Annotated in this window: 19 protein-coding genes; 11 read left to right on the forward strand and 8 right to left on the reverse strand. The window is 45.1% G+C overall.

Annotated elements, in window-relative coordinates; translation table 11 throughout:
- The first annotated feature begins 176 nt into the window (after positions 1-176).
- From ACUJFL_RS07355 to ACUJFL_RS07370, 4 genes are all read left to right on the forward strand, one after another.
- Positions 177-1,307, forward strand: coding sequence for an ATP-NAD kinase family protein (locus ACUJFL_RS07355; protein ID WP_226750862.1), 1,131 nt, complete (start codon positions 177-179; stop codon positions 1,305-1,307).
- Positions 1,297-1,614 carry a YfcL family protein gene (locus ACUJFL_RS07360; protein ID WP_226750863.1) on the forward strand — a complete coding sequence of 106 codons (318 nt, stop codon included), beginning with the start codon at positions 1,297-1,299 and terminating at the stop codon, positions 1,612-1,614. Before ACUJFL_RS07355 ends, ACUJFL_RS07360 begins: the two co-directional genes overlap by 11 nt.
- 66 nt (positions 1,615-1,680) lie before the next feature.
- On the forward strand, positions 1,681-2,295 hold the full coding sequence (locus ACUJFL_RS07365) for an FKBP-type peptidyl-prolyl cis-trans isomerase (protein ID WP_226750864.1): 615 nt from the start codon (positions 1,681-1,683) through the stop codon (positions 2,293-2,295).
- Positions 2,296-2,466: 171 nt separating this feature from the next.
- Positions 2,467-4,161 carry a methyl-accepting chemotaxis protein gene (locus ACUJFL_RS07370; protein WP_445428871.1) on the forward strand — a complete coding sequence of 565 codons (1,695 nt, stop codon included), beginning with the start codon at positions 2,467-2,469 and terminating at the stop codon, positions 4,159-4,161.
- Between the two features lie 14 nt (positions 4,162-4,175).
- On the opposite strand, the gene dsbB is transcribed toward ACUJFL_RS07370, so the two are convergent.
- Positions 4,176-4,712: a disulfide bond formation protein DsbB gene (gene dsbB / locus ACUJFL_RS07375; RefSeq protein WP_445428872.1), complete on the reverse strand. Its 537-nt coding sequence runs from the start codon at positions 4,710-4,712 to the stop codon at positions 4,176-4,178.
- A gap of 171 nt (positions 4,713-4,883) precedes the next feature.
- On the opposite strand from dsbB, the gene fadR reads away from it, so the two are divergent.
- Positions 4,884-5,597: a fatty acid metabolism transcriptional regulator FadR gene (fadR, locus tag ACUJFL_RS07380; protein WP_226750867.1), complete on the forward strand. Its 714-nt coding sequence runs from the start codon at positions 4,884-4,886 to the stop codon at positions 5,595-5,597.
- A gap of 141 nt (positions 5,598-5,738) precedes the next feature.
- Complete coding sequence (locus tag ACUJFL_RS07385) at positions 5,739-7,982, forward strand: aminotransferase class V-fold PLP-dependent enzyme (protein WP_226750868.1); 2,244 nt, start codon at positions 5,739-5,741, stop codon at positions 7,980-7,982.
- Between the two features lie 60 nt (positions 7,983-8,042).
- Here the strand turns inward: ACUJFL_RS07385 and ACUJFL_RS07390 are convergent, their stop codons facing one another.
- Positions 8,043-8,723 (reverse strand): ChrR family anti-sigma-E factor, encoded by a 681-nt coding sequence (locus ACUJFL_RS07390; protein ID WP_306176736.1) that lies wholly within the window; start codon positions 8,721-8,723, stop codon positions 8,043-8,045.
- Positions 8,707-9,297, reverse strand: coding sequence for a sigma-70 family RNA polymerase sigma factor (locus tag ACUJFL_RS07395; RefSeq protein WP_226750870.1), 591 nt, complete (start codon positions 9,295-9,297; stop codon positions 8,707-8,709). The genes ACUJFL_RS07390 and ACUJFL_RS07395 overlap by 17 nt, the downstream gene beginning before the upstream one ends.
- Before the next feature lie 252 nt (positions 9,298-9,549).
- Between ACUJFL_RS07395 and ACUJFL_RS07400 the strand changes: the two genes are divergently transcribed.
- Together ACUJFL_RS07400 and ACUJFL_RS07405 are read left to right on the forward strand one after the other, a co-directional pair.
- Positions 9,550-10,158, forward strand: a complete 609-nt coding sequence (locus ACUJFL_RS07400; protein WP_226750871.1) for an FMN-dependent NADH-azoreductase — start codon at positions 9,550-9,552, stop codon at positions 10,156-10,158.
- Positions 10,159-10,307: 149 nt separating this feature from the next.
- On the forward strand, positions 10,308-12,776 hold the full coding sequence (locus ACUJFL_RS07405) for a prolyl oligopeptidase family serine peptidase (RefSeq protein ID WP_445428873.1): 2,469 nt from the start codon (positions 10,308-10,310) through the stop codon (positions 12,774-12,776).
- Between the two features lie 238 nt (positions 12,777-13,014).
- Here ACUJFL_RS07405 and ACUJFL_RS07410 read toward each other — a convergent pair whose 3' ends face one another.
- A complete protein-coding gene (locus ACUJFL_RS07410) occupies positions 13,015-13,692 on the reverse strand; it encodes an RluA family pseudouridine synthase (RefSeq protein ID WP_371930715.1) in 678 nt (225 codons plus the stop codon).
- Positions 13,693-13,802: 110 nt separating this feature from the next.
- Between ACUJFL_RS07410 and ACUJFL_RS07415 the strand changes: the two genes are divergently transcribed.
- Positions 13,803-14,474, forward strand: coding sequence for an RluA family pseudouridine synthase (locus tag ACUJFL_RS07415; RefSeq protein WP_445426571.1), 672 nt, complete (start codon positions 13,803-13,805; stop codon positions 14,472-14,474).
- Here the strand turns inward: ACUJFL_RS07415 and ACUJFL_RS07420 are convergent.
- The 4 genes from ACUJFL_RS07420 to ACUJFL_RS07435 all read right to left on the reverse strand — a co-directional run bounded on the left by ACUJFL_RS07420 (position 14,431) and on the right by ACUJFL_RS07435 (position 20,850).
- Entirely contained in the window at positions 14,431-15,924 is a 1,494-nt protein-coding gene (locus tag ACUJFL_RS07420; RefSeq protein WP_445428874.1) for a PAS domain-containing protein, read from the reverse strand. The two genes, ACUJFL_RS07415 and ACUJFL_RS07420, sit on opposite strands and share 44 nt — an antisense overlap.
- Positions 15,925-15,986: 62 nt before the next feature.
- Positions 15,987-16,397, reverse strand: a complete 411-nt coding sequence (locus tag ACUJFL_RS07425) for a hypothetical protein (protein WP_445428875.1) — start codon at positions 16,395-16,397, stop codon at positions 15,987-15,989.
- Between the two features lie 162 nt (positions 16,398-16,559).
- Positions 16,560-17,570 carry a response regulator gene (locus tag ACUJFL_RS07430; protein ID WP_445428876.1) on the reverse strand — a complete coding sequence of 337 codons (1,011 nt, stop codon included), beginning with the start codon at positions 17,568-17,570 and terminating at the stop codon, positions 16,560-16,562.
- On the reverse strand, positions 17,563-20,850 hold the full coding sequence (locus tag ACUJFL_RS07435; protein ID WP_445428877.1) for an MHYT domain-containing protein: 3,288 nt from the start codon (positions 20,848-20,850) through the stop codon (positions 17,563-17,565). Before ACUJFL_RS07435 ends, ACUJFL_RS07430 begins: the two co-directional genes overlap by 8 nt.
- Before the next feature lie 778 nt (positions 20,851-21,628).
- On the opposite strand from ACUJFL_RS07435, the gene ACUJFL_RS07440 reads away from it, so the two are divergent.
- Positions 21,629-22,372 carry a FadR/GntR family transcriptional regulator gene (locus ACUJFL_RS07440; RefSeq protein ID WP_445426576.1) on the forward strand — a complete coding sequence of 248 codons (744 nt, stop codon included), beginning with the start codon at positions 21,629-21,631 and terminating at the stop codon, positions 22,370-22,372.
- Positions 22,373-23,251: 879 nt separating this feature from the next.
- The gene (locus ACUJFL_RS07445) at positions 23,252-25,174 is read left to right on the forward strand and encodes a methyl-accepting chemotaxis protein (protein ID WP_445428878.1); all 1,923 of its coding nucleotides are present in this window, start codon (positions 23,252-23,254) and stop codon (positions 25,172-25,174) included.
- Positions 25,175-25,265: the final 91 nt, after the last annotated feature.

The raw sequence follows: 25,265 nt of genomic DNA on the forward strand, positions 1-25,265 counted from the left end.
ACGGACTTGCCGCAAGTCTGCTGAAATAGCCTTCGAATGCTATCCGGCCGTTACCGGGGTTCGATGCGCCGGTCTGGCGGCTGATCGCTGGGAAATAGCCAGATTAGCAGGTACAATGCGCGGCAATTGCAATACGCCTGCTTTTAAGAGGCAGCGAGCTATAGGTAGCAGTAGTTATGGCGAAACGATTTCGATTAGGCTTAATTATTAACCCATTAGCCGGCTTGGGCGGTAGCGTGGGGTTAAAAGGCAGCGATCAACTGGCCGAGCAAGCCTTGGCGCTTGGCGCTACGCCGATGGCGGGTGCGCGGGCTCGTGTGTGTTTAGAGCAGTTATTACCACTGCAGCAGCAAGTTGAAATTCTCACGGTTGCCGCCGACATGGGCGAGGCTTTGGCAGCCGAGTTAGGTTTTCAGTATCAGGTGTGTTACACCCCAACACAACATCCTACACAAGCGCTGGATACGGAACACGCTGCCGAGCTGATTGCAGCGGCGGGCGTTGATTTACTGTTATTCGCAGGTGGCGATGGCACCGCGCGCAATGTTTGCAGTGTGGTAGCGGATCGCACCACGGTGCTGGGCATTCCTGCTGGTTGTAAAATTCACTCTGGCGTGTATGCCATATCACCGCTGGCCGCAGGGAAGTTACTGAGCAAGTTAGTCGCGGGTGAATTAGTTAGCCAGCAAGAAGCGGCGGTGATGGATATTGATGAAGTGGCTTTTCGCCAAGGCGTGGTAAAAGCACGGCGTTATGGCGAAATGCGTATTCCGGCTGAATTACGTTATGTCCAAAGCGTGAAAATGGCGGGCAAAGAATCTGCTGAGCTGGTGTTGGATGATTTAGCTGCTTATGTAGCCAGCCAATTAGAAGATAACGTGCGTTATGTGATGGGCTCTGGTTCAACCGTGGCCGCGGTGATGGCGGAGCTAGGCTTAGAGAACACGCTGCTAGGGGTAGATGTAGTTGAAAATGGCCAACTATTAGCGCAAGACGTGACCGCCAGTGAACTGCTTGATTGGGTAAAAGATTATCCCAGTAAGTTAGTTATCACTTTGATAGGCGGACAAGGCCATGTGTTTGGTCGAGGTAATCAGCAGCTATCCCCAGCGGTGATCCGTGCCGTGGGCCGTGACAACATTCTCTTACTAGCCACCAAAACGAAGTTACAACAATTAGATGGGCGGCCGTTGTTAGCCGATACCGGCGATGTCGCATTGGATCGTGAGCTGCAAGGCTTGATCAGTGTGTTAACCGGTTACAACGATTATGTTATTTACCGTCTAGGATATGAGGATGAGCATTAAGATGCAGCAACAAGAACATACCGAGCAGTTTATTGAGCAGGCCGCAGCCTATTTTGATCAGTTAGTGCCCATTGCGACCGATGATGAATTATTTGCTGCTGGTTACTTACGCGGCCATGTTGATTTAGTGGTGGGAACCTTGCAGGTTACTGAGCAACCTTTTCACGTCAGCGATATTGTGGCGCAAGTGGAGCAGAGTTTGGCGCAAGCCATTGCAGGCGGTGAACTGACTGAGCAAGATCAGCAGCAAGTTCGCGCGGTATGGCAACAGTTACAATCGTCTTGCGAGACAAGTTCTTCTAATTAGCGTAAGATAAGCGCAATTTTAACTCTGATGGTGCTTAGCGCCATCCGTCAAGGATAAGTGGAACGCATGTCAAAATTTACCACCTTAGAGCAACACGCAAGTTACGGTATTGGTTTACAGATGGGTCAGCAGCTTGCTGATCGTCCATTTGATGGCTTAGATATTACTGCCGTGGCCGCAGGTTTAGCCGCAGCATACAATGAAGAAGCGCCAGAAGTGACCGAAGATCAAATTCGTGCTGCTTTTACGGTTATCAGTGAGCGTATGCAAACGGTTGAACAAGAAAAAGCAGCGGCTTTAGCCGAAGCGGGCGAAGTATTTTTAACCGAAAACGCTAAGCGTGCAGAAGTCACTACCACCGCTTCAGGTCTACAATATGAAGTGTTAGTTGCCGCCGAAGGTGAAAAACCGACTGCTGCTTCTACCGTGCGTACGCACTATCATGGTACTTTAATTGACGGCACGGTTTTTGACAGCTCTTATCAGCGTGGCGAGCCTGCTGAGTTCCCTGTATCCGGCGTGATTGCTGGCTGGACTGAAGCGTTACAAATGATGGCGGTAGGTTCAAAGTTACGTTTATATGTGCCACATAACCTCGCTTACGGCGAACGTGGTGCCGGTAATGCTATCGCTCCATTTAGCACGCTAATTTTTGATGTTGAGCTGTTAGCTATCGTTTAAACATGCGCTGTGTTGATGGTTGAAAAGCGCCGACTTTGTTCGGCGCTTTTTTTATGCTGAGTCATAACGCGTTAAGCGTTAATCTCACGTTTTTCATGCCTTTATTTCAGCAGTATGGCAAAACTAGGTTTATACTGAGTGTTGAATTTAGTCGTTAACATGGAGTAACTGATGGCCAACCTTACCATCCAAACCCGAATTTTATTGTTAGCTCTGATCCCCAGTACCTTGCTTGCGGTGTTGTTAGTAAGCTTTAGTTTGTTGCAGGCTAAATCCTTGGGGCAGCAAGGAGTTGATAGTTTTGAAGAGATGTTTCAGCAAAGTCAGCAAACCTTAATTAAAAACTATATGCAATTAGCGAAAAGCTCAATTGCTCACTTATACAACGCGCCTGATGCGGCCACTAACCCAGCTGTAAAAGCAGAAGCTATCGAAATTTTAAGGCAATTGCGTTTTGATGATAGCGGCAGTATGGGCTATTTCTTTATTTATGATCAGCAAGGCGTCAATGTGATGCATGCGGCTAATGAAGCCTTACAAGGCCGTAACCTGATGGATCTCAAGGACCCAAATGGTGTAGAGGTGATCCGCGGCTTATGGAATGCGGCACGAAGTGGTGACGGCTATTTATACTATCATTGGAATAATACCCAGACTAACCTAACTGAGCCCAAATTGGGATACGCTGAAGAGTTAAGTAAATGGGGTTTGATGCTTGGAACGGGTTTTTGGATTGACAGTTTAGATAAGCAAGTGGCGTTAATGCAGCAAAAAGTGGATCAGTCACTTAGTACCAGCTTTTGGAGCTCTCTGGGTACCGCCATCGCCTCGTTAATCGTGATTATGTTGTTGGCGCTGGTAGTTGTGCGCAGCATTATAACGCCATTAAAATCAGTTGTTTCGGCAATGACCGCAATAGCTCAAGGTGGTGGTGATTTACGCCATCGTTTAACCGTGAGTGGTAATGATGAATTAGCACAGTTGTCAGAAGCCTTTAACCGCTTTGCTAGTCAGGTACGAGATTTGGTTGCAAGGGTTGCCGGTTCAACTTCAACTTTAAACAGCAGTGCTGGTGAATTAAACGCCATTATGCGCCAAGCTACTCAGGGCGTGAGTCGTCAGCAATCCGAAAGCGATCAAGTGGCTACCGCGATGAATGAAATGGCGGCATCTTCACAAGAGGTGGCCGACAGTGCGATGCAAGCATCATCTGCCGCAGCGAATGCAGAAGATCTGGTCAGTAACTCTAAACACACACTGGAGAAAACCGTACAAGTAATTGATGGTTTAGCCTTGCAAGTAAATGATGGCGTATCGGTGATTGCAGATTTAAGTAAAGAGTCTGATCGGATTGGCGGAGTGTTAGATGTGATCCGCAGTATTGCTGAGCAAACGAATTTGTTAGCGTTAAATGCCGCGATTGAAGCGGCCCGTGCCGGTGAAGCAGGGCGGGGTTTTGCCGTAGTCGCAGATGAAGTGCGCACGCTGGCCAGCCGTACGCAAAAAAGTACTCAAGAAATTCAGCAAATGATTTCACGCTTACACTCGGGTATCAAAGGCGCGATTGAACTGATTAGTCAGTTAAAGCAAAGCAGTCAGAGCAGCGTGGAAGAGATCCGCCAAGTAGAATTGGCATTAAATCAAATTAGTACCGCGGTTAATACCATTAATAATATGAACGCACAAATTGCCACTGCAGCAGAAGAACAAACCCATGTTTCTGGGGCGATAAACGAAAATGTGCATCAAATTGTTATCGTTATCGAAGAAACGGCTGACGGTACAAAACGTGCCACACACACCAGCGAACAACTGACGGAACTTGCGACAGAGCTAGATCGATTAGTTAGCAATTATCGAGTGTAAACAGATTTAGTGGGTTAATCACGGTAAGGGTTTTTGTTGAGCCGGCTAAATTGGCTGGCCAACACCACTACTGAAACCACACTGTAACTGAACATGATGAACCGGCTCCATTGCGCCATGCTCAGCGAAGCAAACTGCCAACTTACCCCACCACAAGTACCGGTGACTTCAAAAACCGCGGGAAACCAACGATCTAAAGCTAACCAACTGGGAAAATCGGCAAACAGGGCGCAAGTGGTAAAACCGCCGCTGGCTAATGTTTGCTCTATCGCTACCAATTCTTGCGCTTGCCAGAAACCATAAAGCGCAGCGCCAAGCCAAGCTAAGTTAGCCACGAAACGGCCTAAGGGATGTCTAGGCGCAATAGCACCTATTAAACCGGCTACCAGAATACCGAGAAAGGCTGCGCGAATATAAATACACTTAATACAAGGTTGAAAATTAAGCACATACTGAAAATATAAGCCGGAAGCTTCAAATAATAACGCAGTGAAAGCCAGTAAAAGCCAAGGCCAACGTTTGAGAGAAAGGGATTTAAGCGCTTGAAACATGCTGCTGCCTGCAAAATTAAGCAAATATAGTTTAACAATCTAAGGTATTTCAACAGAATACACAATGAAGTCTGTCTTACTGCAGCGAATTTTGCCGTGTGTCTTGTTAACTGCCATCGCTCTGGTACAATCAGTCGATAATTTTAAGACTAATGAGACGGATTAATCCGCATGACCAACCTAATTAAAGCACAAAGTCCTGCTGGCTTTGCTGAAGAGTATATTGTTGATTCAATCTGGAATGGCAAATTTGCCCCAGGTTCTATTTTACCCGCTGAACGTGAGCTATCAGAATTAATTGGTGTAACCCGCACCACCTTGCGTGAAGTGTTACAACGTTTAGCGCGCGATGGTTGGTTAACCATTCAACATGGCAAACCCACTAAAGTGAATAACTTTTGGGAAACCTCAGGTTTAAATATTTTAGAAACGCTGGCGCGGCTTGATGAAGAGCATATGCCAGACTTAGTAGATGAACTGCTTTCTGCCCGGACTAATATCAGCGCTATCTATATTCGTGGCGCTATTAAGACACATCAGCAGCAGGTGATTGATTATTTAAGTCATGCTGAAACCTTAGACGATACCGCGGAAGCCTTTGCTGAGTTTGATTACAACCTCAACCATGAATTAGCGCTGCATTCTTCTAACCGTATATATGTGTTGATCTTAAATGGTTTTCGCGGCTTGTATAACAAAATTGCCCGTTTTTATTTTTCACAACCGGCAGCCCGTGCGCTCGCCCGCAGCTATTATGAACAGTTAAAGCAGATGGCTCAGGCCGGTAAGCATAACGACGTGATCATGGTTGTGCGTAAATACGGTATTGAAAGTGGCAAAATTTGGTTAGAGATGCGCCCCCAGATCCCAAATGATCTGATCTAATATGCTGTAGTGTATTGAAAAAGCCGCTATTGTTATCAATAGCGGCTTTTTTTATTTAATGCTGTGCCAAGAAAATCAAATGATATAACATATAACCTTTAGTTATAAGTTGGTTTTCGCCACGTTTTTGGAGTTTCTTCGATGTCAGCACCCTCTCACCGTTGTCGCACTTTGGCCGAAGTGTATTTAGATAATAATGCGACTACACCGGTGTTGCCGGCAGTTGCCGCTGCCGTGATGCAAACAATGCAGCAAGACTTTGGCAATCCAAGCAGCAGTCATAGTACCGGTATTAAAGCGAAGGTTGCCTTGGAGCATACCCGCAGTTTGGCGCGGCAATTATTGGGTGCTGCCACAGGCGAGATTATTTTCACTTCGGGGGCAACAGAGGGCATTCAAACGTCGGTGATTTCCGCGTTGCAAGCGCTACGTGCTCGCGGCTTATGTGGGCCTGAAACCTTATTATTATATGGCGCGACCGAGCATAAAGCCGTTCCGGAAAGTTTAAAATACTGGAACAAGCTTTTACAGATTAATGCGACGGTACAGGCTATTCCTGTACTAAACAGTGGGCTAATTGACACTGATGCGTTACGTCAATTATTACCCCGTGCTGCTATGGTTTGCACTATGGCGGCTAATAACGAAACGGGGGTAAAACAAGATTTAGTGGCGTTAGAAAAACTGATCCGTGAAGTCAAACCGGATGCGTATTGGTTGGTTGACTGCGTACAGGCTCTGGGCAAAATGTCTTTAGATTTTGCGAAGATCAGTATCGATTATGCGCCGTTCAGTGGCCATAAGTTGTATGGTCCTAAGGGTATTGGTTTTCTGTATGTTCGCCCAGGTGCGCCTTATCAGCCATTAATTGCTGGTGGTGGTCAAGAGGGCGGTTTACGCTCGGGTACAGAAAACTTACCGGGTATTGCCGCTTTAAGTACTATCTTTAGTCAATTACTGAACCCTGAATCAAGTGTATTCTGCGCGGATGCGGTGCTATGGCATTATAGACAGCAACTGCTAGCTGCGCTTCGTCAGGTTTTCCCGGCCTTGGTGTTAAATAGCGCTGAGCCACACATTCTTGCTACAACCTTAAATTTTGCTGTGCCAGGTTTCTTTGCCAAAGATATTTTGGATCTGTTTGATGCGGCAGGTATTCGCGTAAGTTCTGGGTCTGCCTGCAGTTCGAAAGTAACCGGTAGCTTTGTATTAGATGCCATGGGGCTGGAACGCTGGCGCAGTGAAGGCGCTATTCGTTTATCTTTTGGCCCCGCGATGACAGCAGAAGAATGTGACGAAGCGTGCAAGCGTATTGTCAGTTTAGCACCAGTAGTGCGTCAACACTGTTTAGTGTTAACGGATGCGGATCCGCTGAATATGAGCGTGGCGGCCGGTTTATCACAATTTAAATATGATGCTAATTGCAGTTATTTACTGAGTTGTGAGCATAGTCGCCAAGCTATTATTATTGATCCTGTTATGCCGTTAGCTGAGCGTTTCGTGAATATTATTCAAGGGCAGGGTTTAACATTAGTTGCCGTGTTGGATACGCATTTGCATCAACAAGCCAACCCTGCGTCAAAATTATTACGACAATTATTGGTCGATGCAAAGGACCAGGATGTAACAGGTTGGCCACTGGCACATGATACGCTGCAAGTGGGTGTGTATCAATTAAGCCGTATTGCCACCCCAGGCCATAGTCCGCAGGCTTATAGTGTGTTGTTAAAACAAGCTGATAGCATCACTGCTGCCTTTATTGGCGATATTTTACTGCCAGCTGGTATTGGTCGCACCGATCTCGACGGTGGTAGTGCCATGGCTTTACAGCAGAGTTTGCAGCTTTTGCAAGCAACAGTTTCTGAACAAACGCTATTATTTTCAAGCCATGATTACGCACAGCGCTTTGTTACCACTTTTGCTTTAGCCAAACAAGAAACCCCTTTATTACAACACATTTTAGCTGGTGCTGAGCAGGAGCAATGGCAACAACGATTGAACGAGCAAAGTGCGATTTTGCAACAAGCCAGCACGCATTTGTGTGGTTTGGTTGAAGTATCTCATCAGGACGCGATTGCGTTAGTACAGCCCAATGATTTAGAGCAGTTATTAAGCACGCAACAGATCACTGTGCTGGATGTGCGTGAGCCCTATGAACAGAGCGCAGGGGCGGTAGATACTTACTTACCGGTGACGGCTGAAGTGTTGCAGATCCCTTTGTCGCGGCTTTGCAATGCCATGCTGCAGCAGCAATTAAAGCTAGACCAGCCTTTGTTGTTGATTTGTCGAACCGGCAATCGAAGTTTATTGGCTGCGCGAGTGCTTCGGCGTTTAGGCTTTAAGCAACTGTGGAATTTACAGGGTGGTGTGGCTTTATTAAGCTAAAAAAAGCGCCGGCAAAGCCGGCGCAAGAGTGCTACATCAGAAGTACATGTTTAAACGAGTTCAGTAAAAAAATTGTTGTAACGGGTTCAATAAACGCACTAGGCCCTTGTTGAACTTTAATGGCGCGCTTAGTACCGACAAACATAAGCAATCTTCGTCAGCCCGAGTGTGTGGAGTGTGCGTATCATCAGGGGAATTAATTAATAAGTCACCCGCGCCGTATTCACCACTTTCGTCATAAATACGCCCACTTAATACCAATGTCATTTCCATACCTAAATGGCTATGATTTGGCACTTCAGTACCTTTATCAATGTATAGCAAAGATACATGGGTTTTTTCACCAGCAGGCAACTTGGCAGTGGCAATACCACCTAATTGTAACCATTTGCTTTGTTGCGACACTAAACGGCTTAATGCACGCGGTATACGAAACTCGCGACCATTAACATTTACTGTTACTGACTCTTGCTGCTTTGGCGCATGTGAACCAGTGTTAGGTTGCTGCGACGTTATGAAATCAAGCATCTGTGCGAAATCATCAGCATTGTTATTCATTTCTGGGGATAACTTGGCTAATTGACTGCCGTGATCGTTGTGTAAATCTTGGCACAGGTGCTGACAGTGCGGACACAAATCAATATGTGTGGCAACTGCCAAGGCAACTTCGGCAGAAAGCGTACCTTCTACATACTGTTCCATCAGCATCATTCCAGGATGAAATTTAACTGCGTGTGTCATCTAATGCCTCTCTCAAACGATCTAGCGCCAACCTGATCCGTGACTTTACTGTGCCAAGCGGAATACCTAACTCATCGGATACTTCTTGATGAGACTTCTCTTCTAAATAAACTTTTTGCATTACCATTCGCTGTGCTGGGGGTAAAGCATCGAAATGAGGAGCAAGCTTTTCACTCATTAGCATGGTTTCCCATTGCTCAGATGTGCTGCCCTCTTGCTCTGGATAATCTCCGTCAGCCCATAAGTCATCTGCGCTGATGTCATCTTTGCGGCTTTGCTTTTTACGCAACATATCAAAACGAACGTTACGCGCGATGGTAAAAATCCAAGTAGATGCGCAACCACGACTTGCGTCGAACAAATTGGCTTTTTTCCAAACATTAAGCATGGTGTCTTGAACCATCTCTAAAGCTTGCTGTTCGTTACCGAACATCTTCATACCAAAAGCTTTTAAGCGTGGTGCAAAGTAACTAAATAGCTCAGCGTAAGCTGCTTTGTCAGCATTCACAGCGACAAAAGTTAAAGCGTCTTCCCATTGCCCAGTGCGGATATTGGGTTCTGCACTAATAGTCATACGGTCGGGCATCCTCGTTTTAGCTCTCGAGTTGTCATGATGCCCTGATAGCACGGTAGATTCCAACATATTCGTTATTTCCCGGCGATTAAGTGCGTTTTTATGAAACGTGCCATTTATACGCAGCGTAATAGGAACTGGTTTTAAATATAATTAAAATAAAAAATAGAACGTTAAATCCGAAATTATCCGTTTTTAATTCTAAAAAGTTGCATGTAACATCAGTTGAATCTTTTTAAACGGAGAATGTTGATGAAAAATATTTTAGTGATAAACAGCTCGATCAGTGGCTCTGCCGGTAAATCTGTAGAATTAGTGCAACACTTTTTAGCACAGTTGCCGCAAGCGCAGCACAAAGTAACAGAAATTGATTTAAATGCGACGCCACTTACGCATCTGACCATGCCTGAGATGGGAAGTTGGATGACGGCTGCAGCAGAGCGTAATGCCGAGCAGCAACAACTCGCAGCAATTTCTGATGATTTAGTGGCTAAGGTTAAAGCGGCTGACGTTTTAGTATTGGGTGTGCCCATGTACAACTTTGCGATACCCAGCCAATTAAAAGCGCTGTTAGATCGTTTAGCGCGCGTAGGGTTGACCTTCAAATACACTGAGCAAGGCCCAGTCGGTTTGTTAAACGACAAGCCCGTGGTTTTCGCACTGACTCGAGGTGGAGTATATGCAAATGGTCCAGCTGACAGTCAGGTACCTTTCTTAAAAACCTTTTTTAATTTCTTAGGGCTAACGCAATTGCACTTTGTTTACGCCGAGGGCTTAAATATGGGGCCTGACAGTGCGGAACAGGCCATGAGTAAGGCAAAAACGCAACTTAGCGCAATCGGCAAGCAGTTATTCGCTTAATGTTTATTTGTTAGCTGCAACACAAACCGGCCTGAGGCCGGTTTTTTGCTTTTTAGCGTATTGGCTTTGCATTCAGGCGCAATCGGTTGCGTTCTGTTTACAAGCTTTGTATAACAGCAAGGTCTTAGGCAGAAATGAAGAATAACTCTATGAAAAAATTTCACTGCGCCATACTGGCTTTAAGTGTCAGCTCGTTATTGTGTTTTAGTTCGGTTGTGGCTGCAAAAGGTGAGCCTCGTACTTGGTCAACCGACACCATCAGCGTTGTGCAACAAAATCAAGTTGATCCGTCCATTCGATTGACGATGGAACAAATTATGGCGGATCCGGATTGGTTGGGTCGTCAACCAGAAAGCGCCTTTTGGGCACCAGATAGTAGCTCGGTGTTTTATCAACGCAAACGCGAGCAAAGCGAATTGCGCGATTGGTTTCGTCGTCCGGTGCAAGGAGTTGGCAATGGTGAGCAAGTTAAACTCGCTGATTGGCATCAAATGGGCGCAGAGCAATTAGTTTTTAACGCTGATCGCAGCAAAATGGCTTACATCTTTGAAGGCAACCTATTTGTTATTGTTGACGGGAAATTGCAGCAACTGACCCGCAGTAATAGCAGTCAGAGCAGACCACAATTTTTGCTAGATGGTCGTTTAGCCTATCAACAAGGCTGGGATTTTTTTGCTTATGACTTTAATAACGGTAGCCACAGCGAAATTGCCAGTTTAAAAACAGAAGATGCTCCCACCGCACCTGCACCGGCAAAGGGCTATTTGGGTCAAGAGCAATCGAAGCTGATCCGATATATTGCGCTACAACAACAAAATCAAACCGAGCGTTATCAAGCAGCACAGCAGTTACGCACTGAAAATAATAGCATGGCTCCTGCCGCGATTTATTTGGGTAAAGGGCAACAAATTGTAGATGCCAGCTTATCGCCCAAGGGTGATTATTTGATGCTTGCAACGCGTAAATCGAGTGCGCGCAATGACAAAGATATTATGCCGAATTATATTACGGCTAACGGTGATATTGCCGCGCAGCAGGTGCGTGCACGTGTGAATGATTTTTCTCCAGAGCCGCAAAAATTGCTGTTAGTTGATTTACAACAAAACAGCATGCAGGAGCTTAGTTATAGCAGTTTGCCAGGTTATAACGAAGATGTGCTGGCAGAAGTGAAAACAGAAAATGCCAAGGCTCAGGGTAAAAAGTATCAATCAGAAAAAGTGATCCGTGATATTGGCTTAATGACCGATTGGTATTGGAGCCAAAGTGCTATGCGTTGGCACAATAACGGTCAGCAAGTGGCGGTCATGTTAAAAGCCTTTGACAATAAAGACCGTTGGATTGCCACTGTCGACCTGGCTAAAAAGCAGTTAGTACCTCAGCATCGTTTGCATGATAAAGCTTGGGTTAATTACGCTTTTAATGATTTTGGTTGGTTAAACAACAGTGAAACCTTGTTCTTCTTATCGGAAGAAAGTGGTTATGCCCACCTATACAGCAAAGCATTAACTGCGAAAAAAGCGATAAAATTAACCTCAGGCACATTTGAAGTGACCGGCCCGGTGTTAACGCATGACGATCAGTACATCTATTTCACCGCCAACAAGAGCCATCCCGGGATCTACAATGTGTATCGCCAAGTGCTGGGCACTAACCAGACTGAACAGGTGACCAATTTACTGGGCAGTACCGAGTTTACTTTATCGCCAGATGAACAGCAGTTGTTGCTACGCCACTCAACCAACCTAATGCCACCTGAGCTGTTTGTAGCAGAGGCGAAGGCAGGTACAACGGTTCGTCAGTTAACGGATACGGTTTCTACAGCGTTTAGAAAATTGCCTCTTGTTGCACCTCAGGTTGTGGCTGTGCCTTCAAGCCATGGCTCACACCCGGTATTTAGCAAATTGTATTTACCGGCTGATTATCAGCAAGGTGAGGCCCGTCGTGCTGTCGTGTTTAACCATGGCGCCGGTTATCTGCAGAACAGTGATCTAGGTTGGTCTGGCTATTTCCGTGAATTCTTGTTTCATAACTTGTTAGTTCAGCAAGGTTATGTAGTGCTTGATATGGATTACCGAGCATCAAAAGGTTACGGCCGTGATTGGCGCACTGCGATATATCGCCAGATGGGAACTCCTGAAATTGAAGATTTAGTTGATGGTGTGGACTATTTAGTTAAAAACGCCAATGTCGACCGCAAGCGTGTGGGTACTTATGGCGGTTCATACGGTGGTTTTATGACTTTTATGGCGTTGTTTAAAGAGCCTGAGTTATTTCAAGCAGGGGCAGCGCTGCGTCCAGTAAGTGATTGGGCTTATTACAACCATCCTTATACCTCTAATATTTTAAATACGCCGGCAATCGATCCTATTGCCTATGAGCGCAGTTCGCCCATTTATTTCACCGACGGTTTGAAAAAGCCACTGCTGATCAATGCCCCCATGGTTGACGACAACGTGTTTTTTCAAGATGTGGTGCGTTTGGTGCAGCGCTTAATTGAGCACGAAATTGTCGATTTCGAAACAGCGATTTACCCCGTTGAAGCGCATGGCTTTCGTCAACCAAGCAGTTGGTTAGACGAATACCGTCGTATCCACAAACTGTTCGAAGAAAATCTCTAAACCGCTCATTCCACACAATAAGGGCCTCATTCAGGCCCGACCACACTTTGACACTGGTACGACCGCACTCCGGTACAGGTCGTACCACACTCTGACACTGGTACGACCGCACTCCGGTACTGGTTGTACCACACTCTGACACTGGTATGACCGCACTCCGGTACTGGTTGTACCATACTCTGAGTCTGGTATGACCATACTCAGAGACATTTTGAGGGGATGTGGTGACGGAAAGCGCTTAGCGCAGGCGTTGGCCGTTGGCAGTGACGAAATCGCTATCGGCATTAAAGGTAAGTGTTTGTTGGCTGTAGGGTTGTTGCAGTGTTAGTGTGGCGGCATGGAGCAGTAAGCGCGGTGCAGCTTGTTGCCACTCGATAGGGGCATAAAAAGCATCGCCTAAGATCGGATGCCCTAATGCTGCCATATGAACGCGTAATTGATGTGAACGGCCGGTAACGGGCCTTAATTCAACTAAAGCCGAGTTAGCGTATTGCTCTAAAACGTTAAAATGCGTTTCTGCTACTTTGCCTGCGGTATCAACTTGTTGTTTGGGTGGGTTAGCAGGATCGGCCGCTAAAGGCAGAGTAATGCAACCTGCCGTTTCGGTCAGTTGCCCGGCAACTATGGCAAGATAGCGTTTTTTTACCAAACGTTCGGCAAATTGCCGTTTTAATTCTCGCTCGGCTTTGCGCCTTAAAGCAAAAGCCACCACACCGGATGTACTGAGATCTAATCGATGAACTAATTGCGCTAATGGGTAGAGCGCACAAACTCGGCTAAGCAAACAATCTGCTAAGTCAGGTCCTTTGCCGGGGTTGGTTAGTAGGCCACTGGGTTTATTAACCACTAACAAATCTTTATCTTCGTATATGATTTCTAGTGCAGTTTGCGGAGGGTTATACCGCAGCGGAGCAATCATCATGCTGTTCCTGTGTCAGTGTTTTTGCGCAGCTTAACGGATTTATGGCTGCTGGCTAGGTTTTTTTGCGGCATAATGCCTGAGTTTTTTAGTATTTGAGCGCAACTATGTCTGTTGAACCGCAATCGTTAGCCATATTACCGGCAACCCAAGACACTTACCGCATTATTTATCAAGATGATGTGCTGTTGGTAGTGGATAAACCGAGCCATCTCCTCACTGTGCCTGGTCGACATCCGGCGAATCATGACTGTTTAATTAGTCGGGTACAGCAGGATTTTCCAACTGCGCAGGTGGTGCATCGTTTGGATTATGATACCTCAGGATTGGTTATTTTACCTTTGAACAAAGTGACATTGTCGGCCATTAGTAAGCAATTTCAGGCTCGAACCATAGAAAAGGATTATTTGGCTGTGGTTGCAGGGGACTTACCAGAGAGTGGCGAGATTAACTTGCCGATAGCAGCGGATGCTGACAATCGCCCGCTATATAAAATTTGTGCGCAAAGCGGTAAACCAGCTTTGACACATTTCACGCGCTTGGCTGATCCTGCTTTAATCGACAGCTCCCGGGTTTTGTTAAAGCCAGTGACCGGTCGCTCGCACCAATTGCGTTTGCATTTGCTCAGTATTGGCCATGCCATTTTAGGAGATACCTTATATGGCACAAAAGCGATTGCAAAAAGAGCGCCGCGTTTGCTGTTACATGCTTACCAAATTCGTTTTCAACATCCGATTAATGGTGAGTCGGTGCAACTGACAGCGGCCCCGCCTTTTTAGGTAGGGTTGAACGTAGCTGGATAAGTACGCTAACACCATGGCTGGCAGGATAAATACTGATTAAACTTGGCTCGGTGTGTGAGAGCAGGGTGAACCACAGCTGATTATTTTGTTTTTCAGCAAAGGCCCGTTGGATCGCACTGATCAGTGGGCTGAAATCGACTTCTGATTGATAGAATACTTCAGTCATGTGTTTACCCGGTGATAAGGCTCTATTACCGGCTATCCATTCCAGAGCTTGCTGGTTGATATAGCTAAAGTGAAAATGAGCATCCAGCATAAATAAACCATCGGTTACATTTTCTAAAATTTGATAAAGCGAGCGTTTAAGCTCATCAGTTTGTAGCCACAGCGCTTTTTGTTTACTGATATCCATGGCTGAACCAAACCAGTAACTTAACTGCCCCGGAGCCTGATAAATGGGCACGGCATGCATTAAGTGCCAGCTATAGTTCCCATCCGCATCTAACAACCTAAATTCAATTTTGTATGATGTTTCATGCTGTAAAGCCTGTTGCCAGGCTGACATGGTTGCTGCTTGGTCTTCTGGATGGATGATGTTAAGCCAGTCGGCGACAATACGCTCGGCGCTCCAACCACAAAATACTGCAAAGCTTTGTGAAATAAAGTTGATCAATCCATCCGCATCGGCGATCCATACCTTAACGGGTAAGGTGTCGGCTAGATATTTAAACTGTTGAATTTGCTCACCGAGCGTATCGTCTGGCGATAATAATGGCTGAAGGTTTTGTAATAATCCGCGCACAATATCGCGATTATCTGGATCCGGATAAGCAACCAATTTGATCCGTTGCAGTGGTAGGCTTTGGCTGGCTAATTGCATTTCAAGCTTAATCATTTTACCTTCAAATAAACAGGCTTGAACGCGGTTTGTTAATTCAGTTTGTGAGGCATCATCAAAACAGGCATAAAACTGCTCAATGGTTAGTTCAAGCTTGTTAAGTTTTAATAACTGGCTACTGGCTTTATCTAACACCACCATTTTAAGGTAGTCATTTAAGTGCCAATGACTTAAACCGGCCACTTCTTGAGCTAAATTTAACTCTAGTCGGGCTCGTTTTTCTTGTTGCAGTTGAGTTTGCTGTAATTTTAGCTGGGTAATGATTTTAAAACTTAGCCACCAGAGGATGGCAATAACCAAGCAGGCTAAACCGCGATTGGCCAACACATAGGCTTCAGAGAAGTTATCTGGCGCTGGCGGAGCAATGAAATAACCTAGCCAGATAGCCATGATACTTAAACTGGCGGTCAGGTTCAGTAAGCGATAACGGTAGGTGAAACCCGCCAGTAAGATTAACGGCGAATACAGCATGCCGTGAGCAAAACCAAGTTGGGTTATACTATCGGCTAATAAAATGACAAAAATAGTTAAAATGAAGCAGGGGAGCACAAAGCGAGAAGACTGAAAAAAAGCCAAGGTTTTGTGCATGAGGTTCCTTTTCTATGCTTAATGGTGTTTTCGCAACTTTGCCAGATTAAAGGTGTGACCTATTAAATCACTGTATTAATAAGGCTACCGCTTTTTTCGCTAGAGGAGCCATTGACTAAATTATTGATCTCGATTGTTAAGGCATTAGCTTTGTTATCAGGCTCTGCCGTAGAGTTTTGGGTAAATTGTCGGTTGATGCTTTGCTGAAAACGCTCACCGTTTTGCTGGTTGCTTTGACTCAGTTGTTCTGCTGCATTTAAATTTTGCTGTAGGGTGTTCGCTTCATTTTCGGCAACGTTAGCCTCGGCATCTAAACGTTTTGCGGCTGCCTCGGCTTGTCGGGCTTCACGCCTTTTCGCCGCAGCCTGGGTTTCTAAAGCACGCGCTTGTTGCTCAGCGAGTTCGGCTTGTCGAACCGTCTGTTGGCGTAATAGTGTGTTAACTGGAAAATTACCCGTGCTTAATGAACTCATTGTCGCTGCTCCATCTGTTTGGCCCAGCTTTGACTATGCTTAGCTAAACTATAGTGCATTTTCTGTAAGATGCAAATAGCATTAAAACAGTGCATGTTAAAAAAGATCAAATAAAACAAGTTATTGCGGTGCTTTTCTATTTTTTCTTTTTCTCGTTTTTCTCTATGGGTTTAGTCTATCTGCCCATTTAGCTTTAATGGCTAACAGCTTCGGTAAATTGTCGATCAATAAAGGCACCAGTTGGGGATCAAAATGCTTTCCTGATTGGCTGGTTATAAACGCTAAAGCCGCGTCTACTGTCCATGCTTGCTTGTAAGGACGTTCACTGGTAAGCGCATCAAAAACGTCAGCAAGCGCAACGATCCTTGCGGCGATAGGGATCTCAGCGCCTGCTAAGCCATCGGGATAACCACTACCATCCCATTTTTCATGGTGCCAACGTGCCACCTGAGACGCTGTTGCCATCAGGCTTGAATCACACTCGCCGAGAATATCAGCACCAATACAGGTATGTTGGCGCATAATGACCATTTCGTCTTCAGTCAGCTTACCCGGTTTCAATAAAATATGATCGGGCGTACCAATCTTACCGATGTCATGCATTGGCGCGGCATGTAACAGCTCTTCTGCCCATTCAGTCGAGTAACCGGCCGCTAATGCCAAAATTTGCGCATAATGACTCATGCGTTTTACATGCAGACCGGTTTCATTATCTTTATATTCAGCGGCGCGGCCTAGTCGCTCAACAACTTGTAAGCGAGTACGTTTTAATTCGTCTACTTTAACCAATGACAAGTGGGTTTTAACCCTCGCGCGCACAATAGCCGGGCTAACAGGTTTAGTTATGTAATCAACGGCGCCTAATTCAAGGCCATTGCTCTCGTCTATTTCATCCTTTAATGCGGTAACAAAGATCACCGGAATGTCGGCGAGATCCGATCTTGCTTTTAAGTTAGCACACAACTCAAAACCGGTAATATCAGGCATCATCACATCTAACAAAATAAGATCGGGTTTAGCGTGTTGTAATAACTTAAAGGCTTGCTGAGCACTGGTGGCAAACATCAGTTTATAGCTATCTTGCAAAATCTGCTTTAACACCCGTAAGTTCAGCGGTTCGTCATCGACAATCAAAATACGGCTGAGGGCGTGGGCGGAATGTTCGTTAAGCATGTTGCTGTTCCAAAGCACTTAGCAGTGCAGTCAAGGTTGTTTTAGCCTGATCAAATTTAAAATTTTCTACCAGCAAAAGCAGTTCATTTATTTCATCTGTGTAGGATGTGTCTTGATAGGCTTTAATTTTGGATAATAAACGGTCGTTATAATCGTGCTGCTGTAACTGTTCCGCCAGTTCGTTCAACAAAAGGGGTAACTCGCTAAGGTCAAGCTTTGTTCCTGGGGTATTAGCTTTGTTACTATACTGCTCGATCGCCAGCATAGTTTGCTTGGCCACTTCAAAAATGTGCTGCATAACGTTGGTTAATTCACTAAGCTGCTGCTGTCTTAGCGTTTGTTCCAGAGTTGAAAATACGTTAGCTAAAGGTTTTAATGACAAATTCCCAGCTAATCCTTTGCCATTGTGGGCTTGCTGCTGCAATAGCGGATAATTGCCCGTTTGCATCGCTTGTTGTAACTGATCCAGTAAATCCGTCAGTGGCTTTGTTGCAAAACGTTTAAGCTCACTACAATAACGTTCTTTACTTCCCCATAAGGCAATGCCGTGATGCGGATCGAATAGCTGATCTTCATCTGTGGCTGGCAAAGGTGGAATAACGGAATCTTGGGGCTCAAGCTTTAACACACGGGCTATTTCAGCAAATAGTTGATCTGGTTCAATCGGTTTTGAACTGAAACCATCCATGCCGGCTTGCTGTGCAGCGAGTTTATCTTCGGTTAAGGCGCTGGCCGTTAGGGCAATAATGGGTACCCGTGGTAACTGTTGCTTTTGTTCGCGTTGTCGTTGCTGTTGTGCCGCGGTAAGTCCATCCATCACGGGCATTTGTATATCCATTAACACAACATCAGGCCTTTGTTCGGCTAATAGCGTTAACGCTTCAGCACCATTGCATGCGGTAAATACCCTATGATGCTGGCGTGCTAACAGTGTGCTGAGTAAATCTAAATTTTGCGTAATGTCATCGACAACTAAAATAGACAATGGCGGTAATACCAACGCGTTGCTTGTTTGCGCTATAGGTTTGCCTGGTTGCAACGGAATACTGATGTTAAACGTTGAGCCTTGGCCAACTTGGCTTTGAACGTGGATCTGCCCCCCCATTAATTCGACCAGTTGTTTACTGATGGTGGTTCCAAGGCCTGTTCCCCCAAAACGACGACTCATGCTGGCATCGGCTTGAGTAAAGGGTTCGAAAATAGCCTGTAGCCGTGTCGAGTCCATGCCAATCCCCGTATCGATGACCTGAAATAGCAGGCCATTTGTCGAGGTGTGGATTTTTAAATGTACAGAGCCTTGCTCGGTAAATTTAATCGCGTTGCCCACAATATTAAGTAAAACCTGACGGATGCGATCGGCCGCGCCATGGTAAAAGGTGGCCACATTGGGATCGATTTGCAGCAGTAACTGCACGTTTTTTTGTTTAGCACTCATCCAAAGCGTAGAGATAACCTGATCAGCTAACTGGGTTAAGTTAAAATCCAGCTGCTCTAACTCCATTTTTCCACGCTCTAGTTTCGCACTGTCCAATATATCGTTTAGTAAACTGAGTAATGCTTTAGCCGATTGATGTGTGGTTGTCAGATAACGCTGCGCATCGGGGGTGTCTGGTGTTTCCAATAGTAAACCGCTAAAGCCAATAATGGCATTTAAGGGGGTCCGAATTTCATGGCTCATATTGGCTAAAAAGGTGCTTTTTACTTCTGCAGCCTGCTCGGCTTGTAATTTAGCAAAGCGAAGCTGCTCTTCCATTTGCCGCCGCTCGGTAATATCCATGATAAAACCGTCACGGATTAAGCCTTGATGTTGCGGTAAGCTATCGGCATGCTCTAGCATCCAGCGTATGCTGCCATCGGCGTGCACAATGCGATATTCTAAAACAAAATCCTGACTAAAATCGGTGGCCTTAACCCTAGCTTTATCCTCTGCTGCGATGATCGAAAACCAAGAACGTTTGGCTTGTGGTGGCATAAAGTCTTCAGCAGGATAGCCGCTAATCAGCTCGACCCGTTCGCTGATATACTCTATTTGCCAGCTCTGCTGCCGAGTTGCCCGATAGGCTGCGCCCGGGATATTTTGAATTAACGAGCGCAATTTTTGTTCGCTTTGTTGCAGTGATTCCTCAAATGCTAATTTGGCAGAAATATCACTTAAACAAGCTACATACAGCAACTCATTTTCAAGTTGGGTTATGCTTAAGGCGAGTCTAGCGGTAATTTTGCTGCCATCTGCTCTAATGATGGGGATAGCTCGCTCTGTTCCCTGCAAGTTAAACGCTTGTGTTAATTCATTTGTGTTTAATTTTTGCTGGTACATCTCAGCATCTTTTGGCGTAAGAAACATCTTAAAATGTTTGCCTAATAAGGCTGTGGTGCCAAACAAAACGGGCGCTGCTTGATTGTACTCGACAATGACGCCGCGACTGTCGAGGGTGACGATGGCATCTAATACGGTATTCATAATGGCGCCAAGCCGTTTTGCATAATTATCGCTCGAGCTTTTAGCGGCGTAAAAGTTGAGTAGTACTTGTAGCAATAACACCAATAAGGTAACAACCAAGGTGACTGAGGTCACGATCAACGCCATAGAACCACTATTGGCGGTATTCTCAGCGGCAGTAAAGCCTGGCGGTGCCACAAAACGGGCTGCTAACATGCCCATGTAATGCATTGCGCTAATCGCTAAGCCCATCACGGTGCCGCTTAACAAATTCAGCTGCCAACGTGGTAACTTTAGTTGTAATCGGTTGATACCAAAGCGGATCCACAAGGCTAAAAAAGCCATAAATACGGCAATTAAAATAGAAAGGCTAAATAGCAGAGGATCGTAACGTAATTGCGGCGCCATACTCATCGCAGCCATGCCGGTATAATGCATGGCGCCAATACCGGCACCCACCAGCACACCACCGATTAACAGTTTTGCTAAGGTCAACCGTTCTTGGATCAATAAATTCAGGGCAGTATACGAGGCTAACAAACTGGGCAATAAAGAGAAGAGGGTGAGATTGGTGGTGTAATCGACTGGGGTACATAAGCTAAAAGCCAACATGCCAATAAAATGCATGGACCAAATGCCAATGCCAAGACTGATGGTGCCGGCTAATATGGCCAATTGGCGTTGCCATAGTAAGAAATGTTGTCGACTAATATCTACCGAAAATAATGCCGCCCAAGAGGACAATATAGCCACCAGAATAGACAGCAAAACGAGCTCAAGCTGATAAGTACCCTCCAACAACACTGGCTGTGCAGGCAACTGGAACAACTCAAACAACATCGCAGTATTTCCTTCACGATAGACGTCAATATGTCTGGCATAATATACCAAGGCGCGAATTGCAACTAGCTTTTACTTTAGGTTGCTTGATGAGCAGTATGCATGTTGCTTGCTCAACAAGAAGATAAACGAGTTAGTAATAGCGTTTTTTTCTAAGCCAAAAACTTGGTAAAACCTAGCCACATTACTGCAAAAGCAAACCATTCGATTTAGTTGATTACAGTGGTTAGCGCTACTCATGAGACAATTTTAGTTTAAAGAAATTGCTTGGTACGTGGCTATCCGAAGCGATAGCAATGCGTTCAGCGTCGCAAGTGGCCGCTAAAATATTATCGACATGAACAAAGCTATTTTGACTGTACTAAGCCTTTGCAACTTCTTGAAAGCGATTCACTGACCACTTTGGCGATAATATTCATTATGAGATCGCCAGGCTTAGCGGCGCGGATCCCTGAACTTACTTTGCTTAGTTTCATGACTACCCTTGGATTTTGTTTTTTATATGGCGATATATATCGCACAACTCATATTGCTAGCTATTATACGTGAATGGAATCCAACCAATGAGTGAAAATTTGTCAATTACTTGGCATTACCAATCTCGACTTTTATGGCTTTATGTTATTACCAGTTTTAGCGTAACATGCTATGCTTAAAATATAGCTTGGCCCGTAATAGTAAAACCGCGATTTTGTTTTTGCTTAGGGCTTTTGAAGTCGCTAATATGCACGTTAATTAGTGCACAGAATATTGGTTAGAAAAATATGAGAGAGCCTTTATGAAAAGCAGACGAATGTTTTGGGGCATCGTAGATAAAATTGAAGCGTTAATTGATAGCGGTGAATTTGCGCCGGGTAGTCGTTTACCTGCTGAGCGCGAACTGGCAGAAAAATTTAATGTCAGTCGGCCGACTATTCGCGAAGCGATCATTGCTTTAGAAGTGCGAGAGAAGGTTGAAGTGAAAACCGGCTCGGGGGTTTATGTACTTGAAGGTGCGATTAAAAATAATAAAGAAGCGGTAGTGAATGCTTTTGAATTAACCCAAGCTCGGGCACTGGTTGAAGGCGAGGTGGCAGCATTAGCGGCGGTGAGCATTACTGATGAAGAGCTGGCCCGTTTACATGATACGCTTGTTATGATGAAAGAACGTGGTGAAACTGAAGAGGCCGATCGCCTATTTCACAGTATTATTGCTGGCGCGACCCGAAATGGCGCGATGATTTTATTGGTCAATAAGTTATGGTCTTTGCGTGAATCTACCGCCGCCATCATTGATGATTATGCTAGCGTTTGTAGTAAGGATAGCCATTTAACGTTGCAGGAGCACACGGCCATTTATAATGCGCTTAAAGCGAAAGATCCGTCAAAAGCAAGGGTGGCCATGCATAATCACTTCAACCGTTTGATCAATACCTTGTTTGATGCCACGGAAGCCAGTGCCTTAGAAGAAGTACGCCGTAAGAACAACGAGAAACGCGGTTTATATTCCATTTCGAATTTGGTTAAACATAAAGTGGTTTAGCTCTTAATGCTTTGCACCACGGTGTGTTTCGGCTGCTACACACGGCTTAACGAAAAATAGCTGTCGCCAATATCAAAAAACCTATTAAGAAAATGCAGCGATCATCGCTGCATTTTTATGTCTGCTAAATATAAGAGGCGCTTGATAAGAAGGGACTCTTGCTGTGTGTAGGGTAAGCGTTTTTAAAGCGTTGAGCCTTTAGAGCATTGTTTATTTATGTTTATTATGTCAGCTTGACCGGGTGTCGCCCGTTGAGGTTTCAGGTTTATGTCTGTTGTAGCTAACCGCTCTTCAAATTTTTAGGCTTGTGTAGCTAAAGCAGTTTATTGGCAAACTTAACAAAGGACTAAACAGCAAGGCATCATAGGGTGAGATATAGGGTAGCCGCTAGTTGCCCCCTATTAACCAATTCATTTTAATTGGCATGACACTTTTAGTGGTTCGGAAACGGTTTTATCTATAAAAAGCGAGGCTATGATCCAACTTATCGATGTGATGTTTTAAGATGATGGTTTTGCTACTGGCTAGGCAGGATTTTGGTCACATCAGTTGGTTAAGCGAGGTTTTTTATTGTTATACTCTGGTGTCGTCTTGGTATTTCTGCCTTTTGCTGCGTTTGTTTTATCGTTAGATGTATTTTGGTTCAATCATCTGCTAAACCTTACTAGGCATTTGTTTTTTCAAATACAATCGTCAATACTAATTAAGTTACCTTGCGGCTATAAGCTTGAGTATTGCTTAATAAAAGCATGAGGCTTTCAGTACCTCTAGCGATATCGCAAATCCATAAAATCAGGTAATGTGCTACACAACGTAAGACAACGCTATGCGTTGTTATCCGCAGTACCCACGTCTTGATTGCTTTTGAGGCTATAAAATATGTCTATTCAACGAAAGTTTGTATTATCGGTGAGCGTATTAATCGTCTGTTTAATGCTGATCGCGGTCGGATTAACCTATGTTCGTACTAACTTAGCTGTAAATAAGCAAGTGACACAAAGCGCGCAGCAGCTCAATTCTAGTGTGGTTAAACTTCTTTCTGTAACCGATAAGCTGATGCAAGACCGCGTCGCTAGCACCATGAAGTTGTTATTGCAACGGATTGAACAGGCGGGGCCAGTTGCTTTAAGTCAACCGGTACAAGTAAAAGATGTTATGGTGCCTGATCTACTGATTAACGATGTACCACAAGCTAATAATTTTAAACTCGTTGATGAGCTAACCGATATCGCCGGTGGTACGGCTACACTTTTCAGCCGAGATGGTGATAATTTTGTGCGGGTGGCTACCAATGTGCTGGTGAATGGACAGCGAGCCATTGGTACACAGTTAAATCCTACCGGCACTGTGATTCAATTAATAAAACAAGGTAAGGCTTTTTTTGGGCAAGTTGATATTTTAGGCACGCCTTACCTCACTGGCTATACCCCGTTATTCAACTCGGCACAGCAAGTCGTAGGCATTGCCTATGTCGGTTACAAAGCCGACTTAACTGAACTTGAAGCGAGTATTAAAGACAGTAAATTGTTATCTCAAGGCTTTGTGGCCGTGGTTGATGACAAAAACCGTGTGCGGATGCATTCAGATAACCAAACCACTGCTGCAATTGAGAGTGTCTTAGCCGGTTCAGACAGCGATTGGACCGTTATTAGTAATGATTACCCTGCATGGCAATATCGAGTCATTGTGGCAATTAATCATGATGACGTCGCTGCGCTGGTAAGAGCAGAGGCCATTAAAATGGGTTTTGCTGTGATTTTTATTGGTTTGCTGATTATCGTGTTGATAGCAGTGTTAGTGAATCGCTTTATTGCAGCACCTTTAACACAAACTATTAGTCGATTAACACAAATTACTCAAGGCGGCGGCGATTTAACACAGCGCCTATCTATTACCACAAAAGATGAAATTGGCACTATGGCGCAAGAGTTTAATCAGTTACTGGAGCATGTTCGCCAGACGATTGCTAAGTTTGCCCATACCAGTGAAGCATTACAGCACTCTGCTAAGGATCTCAGCAGTTTGGCCGATCGCGCAACAGCAGCGAGTGCTTCACAACGACAACAAACCGATCATGCAGCGGCATCAATCCACGAAATGGCAGTAACCGCACAAACGGTGGCGCAAAGTACGGTGGATGCAGAGCATGTGGCGGGTTCCGTATTTGAGTTAACTGATAAAGCTAACCTACAAACACAACAATTACTGAAAAGTATCGAGCAGCAACAGGAAAAAGCCTCGGCGTCTTCAAAAGTGGTGAAAGAGTTAAACTCGGCCAGTGAAGATATTGCTACTGTATTGAATGTGATTAAATCGATTGCTGAACAAACCAATTTACTGGCGCTGAATGCCGCTATTGAAGCGGCTAGAGCGGGTGAGCAAGGTCGAGGTTTTGCGGTGGTCGCCTCAGAAGTACGAAACTTAGCCGGCAAAACGCAATCTTCAACCGATGAAATTCAAACCATGATTGTGCGTTTGCAAGGTAATGTGAATGATGTGTCGAGTTTTTCAGCCGCGCAGCAACAGATGTCCGAAAACAACACCCAGTCGGCACAGCTAGCCGTCGATGCATTACAACAGGTGTTAGAAGCCTCAAAACATATTAATGCGATCAATGCCGATATTGCCAGCGCCGCTGAACAGCAAAGTGTCGTCGCTGAGGACGTCAGTCGAAATGTTGAGACAATTAAGCAAGGCGCTGAACAAAATTCTTCTTACGCTCAAGAAACGCAAAATGCGGCTAACGCATTGCAACAAGCCGCCAACGAAGCTAAGCAATTGCTGGCACGTTATCAAGTGTAAATTCAGCTGGGCAATAGATACCTACAAGGTATCTATTGCCCAGTCCTCTGCAAATTTGGGTTGATAATAAACCCGCCTGCCATTTTGAGCC

The organism is Alishewanella sp. HL-SH05, from assembly GCF_052655985.1.